The following is a 15,562-nucleotide window of genomic DNA, read 5'->3' as shown; positions in this document are numbered from 1 at the left end:
CGCTGTCGCTACTCCTTCTCCCCCGCCTTGCGCGTCGTGAACGGCAGCACGAGCCGGGACCGGTGGGCGGCGTCCCGGTAGATCTTGTGGGTGACCGGGCGGCCCACCGGCAGGTGGAACGCATCCGGCGGGAGCAGCGCATTGTGCTCGTCGGCCGGCGGCTCCCCGTTGGACAGCTCCACGGTCAGCTTGTGACCCGGCTGGAAGGTGTTCGCGAACGGGTAGAGGCGCAGCACGTACTCCTCGATCTTCCCGGGCTCGACCGGCACAGCGCGGGTGTGCGGGTGGTACGGGTTGCCCTCGGTGGTGCGCTCGTCCAGCTCGCGGTGCGAGGCCTTCAGGTAGCCGGTGGTGATCAGCTGGCGCTTGCCGCCCGGGGCGTAGTCCCACAGGCGCAGGATGAAATTCGAGTCCGGCTGGTCGATTTCCGCGAAGATGTGCGCGGCACCGGTGCCGATCATCTCCGTGGGCTCCTCGAACACCGGGGTCTCCCACTTCAGGATCTCGACCTTGTCGGTGACGGTCAGCGGGGCCTGATAGAAGCCGTCCGGGGCGGCGTACTGCGCACCCATCGGCTCCGGCTCGGTGGACAGCTTGCCGCGCGGACGCAGGTACAGGGACTTGTACTCGATGTCCTTCGGCGGCCACTGGCTGCCGGTCACCCGCTCACGCGAGCCCTCGACGAAGACATTCACCGCGGGCTCGTCCATGATCCCGTTGTCGATGCCCTTGATCCAGTAGTCGTACCAGCGGAACATCTTGTCGTGCTCCTCGATGAAGGGGCGCGACTGCATGGGCGGGTACGGGCCGATGTCCAGCTTCTTCGGACCCTTCAGCGCGTCGAAGAGTTCGATCGTGCCGTCCATCGTCCAGCCGCGGCCCTGGTCGATCTGCAGATAGACCGGGATGTCGATGTTCGGGGCCAGCGTGATGGGGTTGCGCTCCTCGTACCACTCGCCGTCCAGCTCGTTCATCACGATGTCGAACCAGGCCTCGTGGTGCTTCGGGTAGTTCAGCACGTGGACCAGGTTCGGCCAGGCGGCCACATCCGGATCCTCGAGGCGCTCGGCGACGCGCTCCTTGATCTCCTCCGGGGAGTACGTCTCGAGCATGCGGGACTTGACGTTGTCGGTGAAGGCCCAGCCGGAGTCGCCGCCGCGGCCCTCGCGGGCGGCACGCGGCATGAACCACATGATGCCGCCGTGGTAGGTGGTCTCGTAGAAGTCGTAGTGGCCGCCGCTGACGAAGATCGCCTTCAGATGCGGCGGACGCTCCGCGGCGGCGAGCACCTGCATCGACCCGAAATAGGAGATGCCGATCATGCCGACGTTGCCGTCGCACCACGGCTGCTCGGCGACCCACTCGATGAAGTCGTAGGCGTCCTGCCCCAGCGGCACGCCACCGGCGTTGTAGTTGCCGATGTGCTCGCCCTCGGAGGCGCCGGAGCCGCGCAGGTCGCCGATCACGTGGACGTAGCCCTCCGCGACGACGCGGGCGATGTCCCCGGCTTCGATGCAGCCGTCCCACATCGGGCTGGGGCGACGCTGCGGCGGCGTCGTGAGGGCGAGCGCCTGCAGCTCCTTGCCGTAGGGGCTCAGCGCGACCAGCGCCGGTCGAGGCTTGTCGTCGACACCCTGGTAGGCGTCTGCCGCCAGCTCGATCCCATCCCGCATCGGGACCCGGAGATCCTTGTGGATGTGGATGGTCTGCCCACCCGCGTCGAATTCTTCGAAATCGGCCATGAGTCTGCGACTCCTATCCTCTGTCAAGACTTCTGGGTGAACTGGGTGCGGTAGCCGTGCAGCGACGTGAAGAACGGGGACGGTTCGAGCGTCGGGTCCCCCTCGTAGCCGAGTTCCTCCGCCACCGGTGCGAACGGCGAGTACGCCGAGTCCGTCTCCCGCAGACCGCCGCACAGGCACCGATGGGCCGCGCCGCGGACGCCGCCCTCGATGTCCACACTCTCGCGGAGTGCCTCGGCAGCCTGGACCCGATCGAGTTCGACGCCGTACGCGACCCCGTCCGCCCGACGGTACGGATGCCCCAGGTACAGGTGCTCCGGGCGGATCTCGTCCCGCAGGTACTGCAGGCTCGACCGGTACGCGTCCGGATCCTCGTAGCCGGGGAAGCCGTTGGCTGCTCCGTGGACCTGCACGGCGTCGCCGACGAACACGGAGTTCTGCCCCTCGACGACGTACGCGACCGATCCGGCGGTGTGCCCGGGGACGGAATGCACCGAGACGGTGACGTCGCCGCCGAGGGACAGTTTCTCGCCGCCCCGCACCAGCATCGTCGGTTCCATCTCCCCGGAGATGACGGCCTCCGTCGTGGCGGTCTGCTTCGCAGCGCCGTCGGGATCGTGCAGGTACTGCCCACGCACAGACAGGTACTCGTCGACATGGGCCTGCCGCGAGCGCAACAGGTGTGCGTCGGCCTCGTGGATCACGACCTGGGCGCGTCTGCCGGTGAGTTCCCACAGGGCGTGTGCCCCACCGATGTGGTCGATGTGGCCGTGGGTCAACAGGATCCAGCGCACGTCCTCGATCCTGAACCCGAGGGCCTCGAGCGCAGGAGCCATGCCCTCGGCGGGCGAGCAGGCGATCCCGGTGTCGACGATCGCCGGTTCAGGGGCGTCGATGAAGAAGCTGTAGAGACCGAATCGACCCCAGGGCGAGACGAGCGGATGGATCTTCACGTCCTGCGCCATGTCACTCCCCCCGGCCGGGTCGGGTCTGCCGAAGGAACTCGGCCGTCTCCGCGAACGCCCGGTGGAACTCGGGGATCCACGAGAAGTTCTGGACGAAGCCGTGGTTGGCGCCGGCATAGCGGCTGACCGTCGCGTCGACCCCGGCCTCGCCGAGCCGGGTGCCGTAGAGCTCGCCCTCGTCACGCATGGGGTCGAACTCGGCGGTGATGATCAGCGCCGGGGGCAGCCCGGTGAGATCCGCACGCTTGATCGGGGAGACGAGCGGGTCGACCGGGTCGGCACCGCTGTCGACGTAGAAGGAGTTGAAGCCCTTCAGTCCCGCCGTCTCCACGCCGTACCCTTCGGCGTTCTCCCGCAGGGAGGCGTAGCGGTCGACGTCGAAGTCCAGGTCCAGCGACGGGTAGTACAGGACCTGGTGGGTGATGCGGTCGAATCCCTCGTCGTGGGCCATCGCGGCGACGGCGGCGACGAAGGTGCCGCCGGAACTGTCACCGGCCAGCGCGAGGGTCTCACCGTTCCACTTCAGGGCCTCGCCGTTGTCTGCGGCCCACCGGACCACCCCGAGGCAGTCCTGGAGGCCGGCCGGGAACGCCGCCTCGGGTGCCCGGCGGTAGCCGACGGAGACGACCTTCAGCCCGGTCTCCTCGGCCAGGTTCCGCGCGACGTGGTCGTGCGTGTCGACGCTGCCGAGGAAGAACGCGCCGCCGTGGAAGTACACCAGCAGTCCGTACGAGTCGGCGTCGACCGGGGTGTAGATCCGGACCGGCACGTCCCCCGACGGGGTCTGCGCGGTCGTGTCCTCGACGGCATGGAGGGGCAGGCGCTCCTCGACGGGAGCAACCTGCGAGTCCTCCGCAGCACGCATGGCCGCGGGGTCGAGCGGGCCCTCGGGCGGGGCCGGCAGGTTCGCCAGGACCTGTGCGATCTGGGGATGCAGTGCCATGACGTCAGACCTGAGGCTGGGAGACGGGCGCCTGGGACGACGGCTTCTGCCCGGGGAAGACGTCGTCGACCTCGTCCTCGGTCCATCCCTGACGCGAGATGCGCTGCAGCTCGTCCGTCACCGGCTTGCGGGTTGCCTGGTACGACGCGAGCGCCTCCTCGACGGAGTCTGCCTCCCGCAGGGCGTCGGCAAGACCGCCGCCGTCCAGGATTGCCGAGTTCGCGCCCTGGCCCTGGTGGTGCAGCATCGAGTGGGCCGCGTCGCCCACGAGGACGACCGAGTCCGAGTGCCACGTGTCGACCGGGTCGATGTCGTAGACCGCGCGGATGTTCACGGTGTCCATGGCGAGGTCGCGCGTGATGTTCACGATCCGTTCGTCGAAGCCCTCGACGGTCCTCAGGAGATCGTCCTTGGTGATCTGCGGCGCCCAGGTGCTGTCCGGGCACAGGGCAGTGATGTCGAAGGACACCTGACCCCGGTGGCGCAGCGGCAGCAGGTAGACCTTCGTTCCCTTGCCGATGTACATCCGGAGGTTGTCGTCGGTGACCATCCCGTGGGCGTCGTCGACGGAGATCACTGCGCGGTAGGCGTGCTCACCGGAGAACCGTGGGTCCTTGTCGCTGAACAGCTGCCGGCGCACCACCGACTTGATGCCGTCGGCGCCGACGACCAGGTCGGCCTCGACGGTCGTGCCGTTCGTGAAGGTGAGGACGGAACGGTCGCCCCGGTCCTCGACGGTCTGCAGCTTGTGCCCGAGGTGCACCATGCCCTCGGGGAGCACGCCCAGGAGAGCGTCGATGAAGTCACCGCGGTGGATCAGGTAGGTCTTCGTCCGGTCGGCGGAGGCCGGCCAGGTGTCCTTCATGATCGGATCACCGGTGGCGGTGAGGATCTCGAAGTAGTCACTCGGCGAGCTCACCCTTGCGATCGCATCGAAGATCCCCCACTCGCGGAAGCGGTCCATGCTGGACGGACGCAGACCGATGCCGGCGCCGACCTCCCGGACCTCGGTGGCCTGCTCGTACACGTCGACATCGGCACCGAGCAGGCTCAGTGCCTTGGCCGCCGCCGCGCCGGCGTATCCCGCGCCGACGATGGCGACGCGGAGGTTCTTCAGGTCTGAAGGCTGCATGGGTCTCTTCTCTCTGGGTCGGGCGTACGGGAGCGCCCTGTGAGTGGATGCGCTGGGTTGTCCTGTGGCGATCAGGACTGGATCGTGAGGAAGTCGGCCGGGTTCTCGACGAACAGCTTGGTGATCGTGGCCTCGTCCAGACCGGCCTCGCGCAGGTCCGGAATGAGGTCCTCGAAGAGGTAGTTCACGGTGTGGCCCTTGACGCCCGGCCACCCGAGCGGGCTGCAGTTGGCATCGACGCCGGCGAGTGCCCGGTCGAGGTGGCCGTCCCCGAGGAACCGGAGGAAGTGGTCCAGGCGTTCCTTGCGCGGCCGGGCCCAGAACGGCGGGTCCTCGAGTTCGGTCTCGTATCCGAAGGTGTCGAAGCCGACACGGCCACCCTGTTCGGCGATCCAGGTGTCGCGCGTCTTCTCGGCGTTCACGCCGTCGTCGGCGTGCCCGAACAGCACACGGTCCAGCGGGAGGCCCTCTTCGTTGAAGATGGCGATGGCGTTCTCGGCGTCGATCGCCAGGTGGGTCAGGATCGGCACGCCGGTGCTCAGCGCGGCGCGAGCGGCGGCACGGTAGATGCGCTTGTCCAGCTCCGTCATCCGGCCACCGCGGCTCACCCCGACCTTGATGACGCCGGCGCGGCTGCCGGTGTCGCCGATGCCGACGGTGATCTCGTGCACGAACTGCCGGGTCAGGTAGTCCACGCTCGCCCGTTCGAAGAACGGCAGGGCGGTGTCGCCGCCGACGAACCCGGTGCAGGCGATGATGTTCACGCCGGTCTTGGCGGACAGCGACTTGTAGTAGTCGATGTCACGGCCGTTGCAGATGCCGGTGACGTCGACGAAGGTGCCGCCCCCGTATTCGTGGAACTTGCGCAGCTTCGGGACGGTCTCCTCGTAGCGCTCCTCGGGGGTCTTCCACCATCGGGTGTCCAGTTCGGAGCCGGGCATGCCGTATCCGATGTGTTCGTGGATGGCGACGATGCCCAGTTCCTCGGTCGCGATCGGACCCAGAACGGTGTTCACTCTCGACACAACAACTCCCCTTCGGGAAAATCTCTTCGACGGTTTCGGGTGGAGGCGTCAGCGCACGGTCAGCAGGTCGCGCGGGTTGCCGGTGAGGATGCGCTGGATGTCCTCGTCGCCGAGACCCTGTGCGGTGAGCAGGGGCACGAAGGTCGAGAGCACGTAGCCGAACGGCAGGTCCCGGCCCGCGTCTCCGTCGGGTTCGCCCTTCGACACGCCGGTCGCGTTGCACGAGAGCAGGATTCGGTTTCCGTACCCGGCCTCGATCAGTTCGCGGATCACGGCGGCGCGCTCCTCGTCGGTGACGTGGATGTCGTCGGCCGTGCCCACGTGGTCGAGGGCGACGAAGGCTCCGCGGCGGGCGATCTCGAGCGGTGCGCCGGCGGCGATCGCGTCCTTGCGGTCGAGACCACCGACGACGACGCGGTCCGCCGGCAGCTTCTCGTCCAGGACGATCCCGAGGTCGTGGACGGCGTCGTTCCCGTAGCGGATCGAGGCCGCGACTCCCGTGGCGAGGGCAGTGCGGGCCGCGCCGCGGAACAGGCTCTCCTCGGTGGCGGTCATACCGTCGGGATCCGCGGCGGTGGTCACCAGGCCTGCGGCGCCGCGGCGCTCGACGCGGGGCACCACCATGCCCTCGGTGATCTCCCTGGTGAACAGGTCGGCGAACTTCTCCGCGGGCCACGGGGTGGGCGGGTTGGTCTGCGGCGTGAGGAAGTAGCCGCCGAGCAGGTTCTCCGGTCCCATGCCCGTGGACGCGACGATGTGCACGCCGGTCGTGCGGGAGAGTGCCTCGTACAGCTTCACGTCGCGACCGTGGAACATGCCGGTGCTGTCGACGATCGTCCGTCCGCCGTGTTCGCGGAAATCGGTCAGCTTCGCGGCCAGGGTCTCGAAGATCTCGGCGCGGTCCATGGTGATGTCGAAGCCGTGCTCCGCGCCCGGAACCACCGACAACAGCGCCTCGTGAACCGAGACAACGCCCAACTCGTCGGCGGGAACGGGGCCGAGGACGGTGTGGACGGTCTTGCCCTCGGCAGTGTGGGCGCCAGTCATCGGCACTTCCTTTCGTCAGCGTCGCGTCGGCACGACGTGGTGCTCATCACAGTAGATGTTTGAATTACATCATGTCAAGTGACGATGCATCTCGACACGTGACTGTGCTGACAGGTCAGTGGCTGTACTGCGGCTAGAATCCGAGCCCATGTCGCTCCGTGCCGCACAGAAGCAGATGACCTACGAGCTCTTCCTCACGAAGGCACTCGAGCTGTTCGGAACCAAGGGCTACGCCGCGACCACGATCGACGACATCGCCACCGCCGCCGGCTCGACCCGGACGACCTTCTACCTGCACTTCGCGTCCAAGGCCGAGGTGATGAGCGCACTGCTGACGAAGGTCGACGCGATCCTCACGACGGCCGACGACCCCACGCTGACCGCAGTGGTCGCCTCCGGCTCGCGCGAGCGGATCCAGGAGTGGCTGGACCGCAAGTTCTCGCAATGGGACGAGATCAAGCCCTACCTCACCGCGTCCTACCAGGCCGCCCATGAGCCGGACGTCGCGGCCAGGACCGAGCAGTGGTTCGAGGACGCGGTCGGCCGGATGACCGAGGGGCTGGAGCAGGCGAACCGATTCCCGCCGGACCGTCGCCGGATCCGCTGCGTGCTCGCGTTCGGCCAGCTCGAGTACCTCTCGCGCCGCTACTTCTCGGTGGGCTGGCGGACCCCCCGCGAGGTCTGCCTCGACGAACTCACCGGTTCGTGGTGCCACCTGCTCGCATCGGACGACTGAGGCTCACTTCTGCTCGGACCCCGATGTCGTCGAGCGGCCGAGGCCGGCCTCGAAGGCGGACGCCTCGACCAGGATCTCCCGCAACCAGCCGATGAACTCCGCATCCGCCAGGCGCGGGTTCCACACCATGTCGACACCCAACGGCGAGACCGGCAGCGGGAACTCCTCGATGCGGAGGTTCACCCGTTCCCGCATCGCGACAGCGACCCGGAAGGTGTGCACCGCCACGCCACCGGCCGTTGCCACCAGATGCGGGATGAGCAGGTGGTCCGAGATCAGTTGCCCGATCCGGTAATGGACGCCGTGCGCGTCCATCGCGGCGTACGGCGCCACCCGGTGCCGGGAGTCGTAGGTGACGTGGGGCAGCGAGGTGAGCAGGTCCAGCGCAGATGCCTCGGGATCGCTGTCCGGGTGGGCGATCACCACCCAGCGGTTCTCGTAGAGCCGGTGTCGCGGGTACGGCGAGGAGAACGCCTCGGACACGAGTACGACGTCCACCCCGTCGTCGGTGAAGTCGCTCGGATGCGGCTCGACGAAGTTGCGCATCCGGAGGGTCGCATTCGGTGCCCGTTCGGCGATCAGTCGGGCCAGGTTCGGCCCGAGCACGAAGGCGGTGCTGGTGGTCATCGCCACGGTGATGGTGCGGCTGTCGCGAGCAGGGTCGAAGCCCGGGAAGTCCACCACCCGCGCGGTCTGCCGCAGCACGTCACGCAGCGGAGCGATCAGTTCCAGGGCGCGCGGGGTGAGCACCAGGCCGCTCCCCTGCCGCGTCACCAGGTCGTCCCCGATCAGCCGGCGCATCCGTCCCAGGGCATGGCTCATCGCGGGCTGGGTCATGCCCACCCGGGCTGCGGCGCGGGTGACCGATCCCTCCTCGAGCAGTGCCAGCAGCGGCACCAGCAGGTTGAGGTTGACCGAGGCGAGCCGTCCCAGGTCGGGATCGCTCGGGTGGTCCAGCGGTTGGTTCATCCACACGAACTGTACGTATCCGTTTGCTGAAACCGCGGCGACCGTCGTAACTGCGGCGTCACGTGGCGGCCGAGGCCATGCGGCGCAGCTTCGGGATCGGGATCCGGTGATTGACGGCCACCGCGACCCCGCGCCCGTCGTCGTGCGTCCAGCGCATCACCGACGGTCCGTGCGGGCTGTCCCCGACGAGGAACTCGGGTTCGCCGGCCGCCGGCAGGTGGCCGGTCGCCTTGAGGTTCAGCCCGAACTGCTCGGTCCAGAAGTACGGTTCGAGGTCGAGTTCGGGCGCGTCGTCGCCGGCCAGGAGCGCGACGGCCGCCACCTTGGCCTGCTCGATGGCGCTGCTCCACAGCGGAATCCGGCGCACGCCGCCCCGCGTCGGGATCGCCGCGACGTCCCCGGCCGCGACGATGCCCGGCCCGACGCGTCCCCGCGAGTCCGCCTCGAGGCGGCCGTCGACCATCAGGCCGCTGGTGGCCATCCACTCGGTGTTGGGAATGTCGCCGATCGCGGTGACGATCAGGTCGGCCTCGACCCGGGAGCCGTCGCTCAGGACCACGGCACGCGAACCGTCGATCCCGGCGGCGGTACCGTCGACCAGTTTCAGCCCCCGGGCGACCGCGGCCGCGGCGAACGCTTCGGACAGGCACGGCCCCAGATGCGGGAGCATCGGCCTCCCGTCGGCCACGAGCGTGACCTCGCACCCCGCCGACAGCGCCGCGGACGCGATCTCCATGCCCAGTGGGCCGGCGCCGACGACCACGACGGACGGCTGCGCCGCCAGCCGGTCCCGGAGGACGAGGGCGTCGTCAAGGGTGCGCAGGGTCGACTCCGGGCTGTGGGGACCACCGAGGCGCCGGGCCCGGGAACCCGTCGCGATCACCAGTCCGTCGAAGCTCAGCTCCGATCCGTCGGCGAGACGCACGCGGCGGGACTCGACGTCGAGGCCGACGGCCGCCACCCCGAGCACCTCGGTGGCGCCGTGCGTGGGCGGCGCCAGTTCGTGGGAACCACCGTCGACCAGGAGCGCCTTGGAGAGCGCCGGTCGCGAGTAGGCCGCCCGCGGTTCGTCCCCCACGATGGTCAGGTCGCCGTCGAAACCCGCGGCGCGGAGGCTGTCACAGGCCGTCTGACCGGCAATTCCGTTGCCGATGACGATGATTCGTCGGGGAGCTTCGGTGCTGTTCATGTGGGTTCCGTTCCTGCGGGTATCGGTGTCAGGCCAGTTTGAGGGCGGCCACGGGGCAGACCCGAACGGCGGCACCTGCGGCGGCGAGTTCGGTGCTGCCCTCGGGGAGTTCGCCCGCGTCGATGATCAGTTCGCCCTCGTCGTCGAGGTGCATCAGTGCGGGAGCGACCTCTTCGCACAGTCCGTGGCCTTCACAACGGGGCCTGTCGAGCACGATCTTCATGCGGGGACCACCTTCAGGATCTCGAGTTCGTCGATGGAACGGGTGATGTTGCTGGGCACGCGAACCGGCTCGGCGGCCACGAGCCGCTGCGCGTGATTCGCCAGTGCCGCGATGACGGCGTGAGCTTCGAGACGGGCCAGGCCCTGACCGGCGCAGCCGTGCGGACCGTAGCCGAAGGACAGATGGTCGACGGGGTTCCGTTCGACCAGGAAGGCGTCCGGGTTCTCGTAGTGCCTAGGGTCGCGATTGCCCGCACCGAAGAGGATCGCCACCCGGGATCCGGCCGGCACCAGGGTGCCGTCGATCTCCACGTCCTGCGTGACCTCGCGGCCCCACGCGTGGATCGGAGCCCAGAAGCGAAGTGCCTCGTTGAAGGCGGCCGGCACCAGGGCGGAATTCCGGCGGATCAGGTCGAACTGGTCGGGGAAGGCCGAGAAGAGCGCGACGACGTTGCCGAGCGCGGTGATCGTGGTGTCCACCCCCGCACCGAGGTACTGGTGGATGATGTGGCCGGCGGTGCCGGGCGGAATGGCGCCCCGGGCCTCGGCATCGAAGATCCCGCGACCCACCGACCCCGGTGCCAGATCCTCGGCCCGGACCCCGGCGCACCATTCGTAGAGCTCACCCGCGATCGGGAAGTTCTCGGCCGTCCGCTGGTTCATCGGGCCGATGACCTCGATCGCGGCCTGTCCCCAGCGCAGCATGTTCTCGCGCGCCGCGCCGGTGAAGCCGATCAGGTCGGCGACGACCTCGAGCGGAAAGGCGCGGGCCAGCGCATCGATGGCCTCGAACGATCCCTCGGCCACCAGGTCCGCGACCAGCGCATCGGCCTTGGCCTCGATCTGGCCCTTGAGTCCCCGCAGCGCCCGCGGGGTGAGGTTCTCGGTGAGGGCCGCGCGCAGTTCGGTGTGGATCGGTGGGTCGGAGGCCAGTGACGTGCCCTGGAGCGCCTCGTTGACCATCGGGTTGAAGCCGATCGTCCGGGACGAGAAGGTGCCGGGGTCGGCCAGGGCGTCGCGGATGACGTCGTACCGGGTGAGGGCATAGGCGTCGTTGGCGGGCAGATGCACCACCGCGCCGAGATCGCGGAGTCGGGCGTACGTCGGATAGGGGTCGGTCAGGACCTCGTCGGCGAAGAGGTCGATATCGGAACTCGCGGGAGTGCTGCTGGTCATGCACCCAGTGAAGTGACTGCACTCACATAAATCCAACTCATATTACGCATACAAGAACATGCACCCTGTTGATGTGATGTCCCGCGGTCTCCGGTGGCAGCAGGCCGGGAATTGCACCCGCTGCGCGGTGAGTTGCCTCCTTCAACCGAGAAGGACTTTCGGTGCCCGCCAGCAGGAGCGTCGGGGCCGCGACCCCGTCGAACCGGCCGGACCGATACACCCAGTCCTCCTCGGCTCTGCACTCCCTGGACACCGTGGGCGCAGCGGCGAGGAGGGCCGGCCATTGCGGACCCGATCGCATCGATCGCCGTCGACCCACACGGCCAGCGGTGTTCCGTCGGTGGATCGCACGTCGAAACGGGTTGCACCGGCTTCGGCAGCCCTCGGTGGCTCATGACTTCCGTGCCTTCAGTCCTGCGCGGCTGCCGTGCACCGGTCGAGCTCGGTGGCGAACGACGCAGCAGCATCGGCGAATTCGTCGGGCCGCTCGGCGTAGGTGACGTGTCCGCTGCCCTCGAGCTCGACGAAACGAGCGTCGGGAAGGGCCGCGGCCAGTTGCCGGGCGATCGACCGCAGCGACGGGTGGCTTTCGCTTCCGGCGACGACGAGCGCGGGCACTGTCACGGCGGCCAGGTCCCCGGCCGTGACCTCGAGCGACGGGGACCGCAGGTCGGTGAAGCCGATGTCGGCGTTGGCCCGATAGCGGTTCCTTCGTTCCTCGTCGATCATCGACCACAGCCCCGGGCAGACGACGGAGAAGAACGCGTCGACCCCGGCGGCCGGTCCGCCGGCGGCGGTGGCCTGCTCGACGCGGGGCACCACGTCGCGAAGGACGATCCGGCCGGCAGCCGGATCGAGGCCGAACAGCGGCGGCTCGCTGAAAACTGCGCCGCGGAGCAGGTGACCGTACCGCAACGCGACCTCGACGGCGACGGCGGCGCCGCTGCTCGATCCCACCAGGAGGCAGGGGGCAAGTTCCAAGGCTTCGATCAGGGCGGCGGCGTCGTCCGCGTGCAGGGAGTCGCTGATCACGGCATCGCCGCGGGAACTTCGGCTGTGGCCTCGGCGGTCGTACCGCACGCACGTGTAGCGGTCCGACAACCGCCGGGCCTGGTCTGCCCAGACCTCGGCGTCGCCGCACATACCGTGCACGAACAGGATCGCCCGCCCGGCCCCGGTGCGCTCGAAATAGATTCTGGTGTCGTTGATGTCGATCGTCGGCATGGCTGCCTCCCTCGTTTTCGGTCCCTGCCAGCGAGTGTGAACCGGTCGCCGCCGGCACACATCGGGCGTTCGCCCCATTTCCGACGCCGGTCAGGGCGAGAGGAGGTCGTGCTCCATTGCGAACAGCGTCGCGCCCGCACGCGTGGTGACCCCGGCCTTGGTGTAGATGTGCTCGATGTGGTGCCCCACCGTCTTGGGCGAGATGACGAGGGCGGCCGCCACTTCCCTGTTGGTGCGGCCGCGGGCGATGAGCGCCAGCACCTCGACTTCGCGCTCGGTGAGGCCCGCGGGACGGGAGATCCGCGGGGGGCGGCTCCGCTGACCGGCAGCGTCGAGCACCGCGTCGACCTCGACCCGGGTGAAGCGGCCCGCATCGACCTCGGCGAGCAACTGCGACGCCGCGTCGGCCGGGGCGAGCGCCGGCCGGTGCGGCCGCGTCTCGGTCATCGCATGGTAGGCATCGGCGGCGCCCAACAGCCGAGCAGCGAGGCCGAGCTGGTCTCCCGATGCCCCGCGGTGGTATCCGGAGCCGTCGGCTCGCTCGTGGTGGCGGGCCGCGAGGTCGGCGAAGGGGGCCAGGAGCGCGCAGCGGTGCAGGACCCGCTCGCCGAGGTAGGGGTGCAGCCGAACCCGTTCCCACTGTTCGGCGCTGAGCGGGCCCCGGTGATCCCAGATCCCGTTGGGGATACCGACACGTCCGACGTCGTGGACCAGCCCGGCCCGACCGAGCGTCGTCGCGTCGGCAGTGCTGAGGCCGGCGGCATCGGCGGCAGCGGCGGCCAGCCGCGAGACACCGGTCGAATGGGTTCGAAGGTACGGCGACTTCAGATCGGTGAAATCGGCCACCGCGGTGAGAGCCACGTCGAGGTCGCCCGCCTCGATCGTCAGGGCCGGTGCCGGCTCGGCGTCGAGGACCGCCGCGCACGGATCGTCACCGATTCCGGCGAGCCAGTGTTCACCGTCGGCGACCACGGCGTCGACCACGGCCGGGTCGTACGCGCGACCCCTGCGGTGCAACAGCACGTCGGTGGCTGCCGACCAGCCCGCCCGGCGCGCCCACAACTCGGCGTCTCGGGCGACCGTCACGATCCGCACCGCCACCGGCACCTCGTCGGCCGCCAGGCCGGCCGGATAGCCCTTGCCGTCCCAGCGCTCGTACGCATGCGCGAGCGACCGACGGACGGATTCGGTCATCCCGAGTCGGGTTGCCAGGCGGGCCCCCGCCTCACAGTGTTGCGACAGGCTGCGCCGATTCATGTCCGGGTCGCTCAGTGCCCGCACAATCCGCCCCACGCGGCGGGGCAACGGGAGATCGCTCGCCAGATGGCGCACGAAGTAGCGCATACCGTCACCGGGCTCGGCCATCAGCATCGGCGCCATCGCCGCGTCGAACGCGAGGTCGTCGCCGCCGGCCAGTACCGCGGTCCCCGACGCATCCGAGGTGCATCCCAGAAACCGAAGCAGCGCAACATAATACACGCAGGACCGCGTCGGCGCAGCCAATCCGAGCGCCTCCGACACGGCCAGTGACAGCCGGCACGTACGTAACCCGTGCTCCATCGGCTGGCCCGTGCCCAGATCCGTCGCCAACGACAACGCAATCGTCAACTCGGCCACGCGTCCGGACCGGGCCTGGTCGCTCACAACCACTACTATCCCAGCCGGAACTTCCCAGTAGTCGCGATTCGACCGTCGATCCCGCACAGCACCGGTCCGCGGGCCGGTACGTCCCGGGAGGCAGGTTCGGGCGCGTGCCGCGTCTCCCCTGTCGGTTCGACTCGACCGAAGGAGGTTGCTGCGCGACGGGTCAGTCGCGCAGGAATTCGAGGACGGATTCCGTCCGGCCGAGGATCGCGTGCCCGGTCTCGGGTAGGACCTCGACGGTCGCGTGCGGGACGCACCGGTGAACGCGGTCGGCGGTGCCCTCGGAGTCGAACAGGACGTCGCGGCCCCCGACGATCACGAGCGCGGGCATGGTCAGCCGCCGCAGCGCGTCGTCGGAGAACACGGGCAACCGCTCCGTACGCGGCTTGAAATGGGCGAACGTCAGCACCACCTCGTCGAGGACCGGACGCGTCTCGGGAGTGTCCAGGCCGGTGACGACGGCCGCCGAACGAAGTGTCCCCCGGCGCCCGAAAAGACGCAGGAACATCGCCTTGACCAGCCAGCCCATCCGCTGCCTGCCCAGGCCACCGGGGCACAGCAGGACCAGCCGTGTCACCCGTTCCGGGCGTCGCGTGGCGTAGTCCACCGCCATCCAGCCGCCGAGGGACACGCCGACGATCGCAGCGCTCGTGATCCCCAGACCTTCGAGCACGTCGTCGAGCCACAGCGCGTACGCGTCGGAGGCCAGGGGCGGCCGGGACGGCGCGCTCTCCCCCGGTTCACCGATGAGGTCGACGGCGTAGGTTCGGAAATGCCGCGCCCAGGAGGCGATGTCGTCACGCCACATCGTCGCGTTCGCTCCCGAGCCGTGCAGCAGCAGCAAGGGCGGCGCGTCGTCCGGACCGGAGACGACCACGAAGGTCTCACCCTGGCGGCTGGGTACCCGCACCTGCTCGGCCGGAATCGGCCAGTCCCGCAGGGCATCACGATAGCGCCGCCGGACCTCGCGGGCGCCGGCCTCGGACGTGTAGATCGTGCTCACGACGCCAGCACCCCGTCGATGTAGTCGAACAGCCGGGCGGTGTCGGCCAGCCCACCGAGGATGACGATCTTCATCCTTGCCCTCCTTTCGTCGTACACCGTCTCGATCCGCAGTGGCTCGTCGCCCGAACGGCGGTTGCCCGCCGCGCTCGTCACGAGAGTGGTCAGGCGGTGGGCCGTCTCGGCGCCGACCGCGTCGATCTCCACGATGCTCGACACGTCGGTGTGCCGCCGGCGTCCGGCCGTCTCGCGTGACGACGGCGGCATCGGACGGCCGGTGAACGCCTCCAGGTCCTGCTGCGCGATGCGGTACTGCTTACCGATGCGGACCGCGGGGAGCCGCCCGGAGCGCACGTAGTTGCGGATGGTGCGCACGTGCAGACCCAGGCTTTCGGCTACCTCGTCCACCGAATAGAGACGTTCACTCACATAGCTACCCTAAACTTCCCTCAGTATCCGCGCAATGGGTACTTTTACATACGTATGAGGAACCTCTCCCCCGCTCCGCGCCTCCCGCGCCCTCCCTCCGTCGTCGCACACCGGCGG

At 69.1% G+C, this 15,562-nt stretch carries 15 protein-coding genes; 1 reads left to right on the top strand and 14 read right to left on the bottom strand.

The window, feature by feature from the left end:
* Window positions 1–8: 8 nt before the first annotated feature.
* The 6 genes from G6038_RS03520 to G6038_RS03495 all read right to left on the bottom strand — a co-directional run bounded on the left by G6038_RS03520 (window position 9) and on the right by G6038_RS03495 (window position 6,854).
* The gene (locus tag G6038_RS03520; protein WP_165035944.1) at window positions 9–1,742 is read right to left on the bottom strand and encodes a CocE/NonD family hydrolase; all 1,734 of its coding nucleotides are present in this window, start codon (window positions 1,740–1,742) and stop codon (window positions 9–11) included.
* Between the two features lie 23 nt (window positions 1,743–1,765).
* Window positions 1,766–2,707 (bottom strand): MBL fold metallo-hydrolase, encoded by a 942-nt coding sequence (locus G6038_RS03515; RefSeq protein WP_165035943.1) that lies wholly within the window; start codon window positions 2,705–2,707, stop codon window positions 1,766–1,768.
* 1 nt (window position 2,708) lies between these two features.
* Window positions 2,709–3,650: an alpha/beta hydrolase gene (locus G6038_RS03510; RefSeq protein ID WP_165035942.1), complete on the bottom strand. Its 942-nt coding sequence runs from the start codon at window positions 3,648–3,650 to the stop codon at window positions 2,709–2,711.
* A 4-nt stretch (window positions 3,651–3,654) separates the two neighbouring features.
* The gene (locus G6038_RS03505; protein WP_165035941.1) at window positions 3,655–4,782 is read right to left on the bottom strand and encodes an FAD-dependent monooxygenase; all 1,128 of its coding nucleotides are present in this window, start codon (window positions 4,780–4,782) and stop codon (window positions 3,655–3,657) included.
* A 71-nt stretch (window positions 4,783–4,853) separates the two neighbouring features.
* Window positions 4,854–5,807, bottom strand: coding sequence for a phosphotriesterase (locus G6038_RS03500; protein WP_165035940.1), 954 nt, complete (start codon window positions 5,805–5,807; stop codon window positions 4,854–4,856).
* A 48-nt stretch (window positions 5,808–5,855) separates the two neighbouring features.
* Window positions 5,856–6,854, bottom strand: a complete 999-nt coding sequence (locus G6038_RS03495; RefSeq protein WP_165035939.1) for a phosphotriesterase — start codon at window positions 6,852–6,854, stop codon at window positions 5,856–5,858.
* A gap of 148 nt (window positions 6,855–7,002) precedes the next feature.
* Between G6038_RS03495 and G6038_RS03490 the strand changes: the two genes are divergently transcribed.
* Window positions 7,003–7,590 carry a TetR/AcrR family transcriptional regulator gene (locus tag G6038_RS03490; RefSeq protein WP_165035938.1) on the top strand — a complete coding sequence of 196 codons (588 nt, stop codon included), beginning with the start codon at window positions 7,003–7,005 and terminating at the stop codon, window positions 7,588–7,590.
* Between the two features lie 3 nt (window positions 7,591–7,593).
* Here the strand turns inward: G6038_RS03490 and G6038_RS03485 are convergent, their stop codons facing one another.
* The 8 genes from G6038_RS03485 to G6038_RS03450 all read right to left on the bottom strand — a co-directional run bounded on the left by G6038_RS03485 (window position 7,594) and on the right by G6038_RS03450 (window position 15,445).
* Window positions 7,594–8,559, bottom strand: a complete 966-nt coding sequence (locus tag G6038_RS03485) for a LysR family transcriptional regulator (RefSeq protein WP_165035937.1) — start codon at window positions 8,557–8,559, stop codon at window positions 7,594–7,596.
* 58 nt (window positions 8,560–8,617) lie between these two features.
* A complete protein-coding gene (locus tag G6038_RS03480; protein ID WP_165035936.1) occupies window positions 8,618–9,748 on the bottom strand; it encodes an FAD-dependent oxidoreductase in 1,131 nt (376 codons plus the stop codon).
* A gap of 28 nt (window positions 9,749–9,776) precedes the next feature.
* A complete protein-coding gene (locus G6038_RS03475) occupies window positions 9,777–9,971 on the bottom strand; it encodes a ferredoxin (RefSeq protein WP_165035935.1) in 195 nt (64 codons plus the stop codon).
* A complete protein-coding gene (locus tag G6038_RS03470) occupies window positions 9,968–11,146 on the bottom strand; it encodes a cytochrome P450 (protein WP_165035934.1) in 1,179 nt (392 codons plus the stop codon). Before G6038_RS03470 ends, G6038_RS03475 begins: the two co-directional genes overlap by 4 nt.
* 408 nt (window positions 11,147–11,554) lie before the next feature.
* Entirely contained in the window at window positions 11,555–12,370 is an 816-nt protein-coding gene (locus G6038_RS03465) for an alpha/beta hydrolase (protein ID WP_165035933.1), read from the bottom strand.
* A gap of 90 nt (window positions 12,371–12,460) precedes the next feature.
* The gene (locus tag G6038_RS31785; protein WP_165035932.1) at window positions 12,461–14,014 is read right to left on the bottom strand and encodes an HD domain-containing phosphohydrolase; all 1,554 of its coding nucleotides are present in this window, start codon (window positions 14,012–14,014) and stop codon (window positions 12,461–12,463) included.
* Window positions 14,015–14,177: 163 nt separating this feature from the next.
* Window positions 14,178–15,017, bottom strand: a complete 840-nt coding sequence (locus G6038_RS03455; RefSeq protein WP_165035931.1) for an alpha/beta fold hydrolase — start codon at window positions 15,015–15,017, stop codon at window positions 14,178–14,180.
* Window positions 15,014–15,445, bottom strand: coding sequence for a helix-turn-helix domain-containing protein (locus G6038_RS03450; RefSeq protein WP_165035930.1), 432 nt, complete (start codon window positions 15,443–15,445; stop codon window positions 15,014–15,016). The genes G6038_RS03455 and G6038_RS03450 overlap by 4 nt, the downstream gene beginning before the upstream one ends.
* Window positions 15,446–15,562: the final 117 nt, after the last annotated feature.

It is taken from the genome of Rhodococcus sp. 14C212, from assembly GCF_011058195.1.
GTDB lineage: Bacteria > Actinomycetota > Actinomycetes > Mycobacteriales > Mycobacteriaceae > Rhodococcus > Rhodococcus aetherivorans.
Note: the sequence above shows the minus strand (reverse complement) of the source record. Positions and strands in the feature narration are given on the sequence as shown.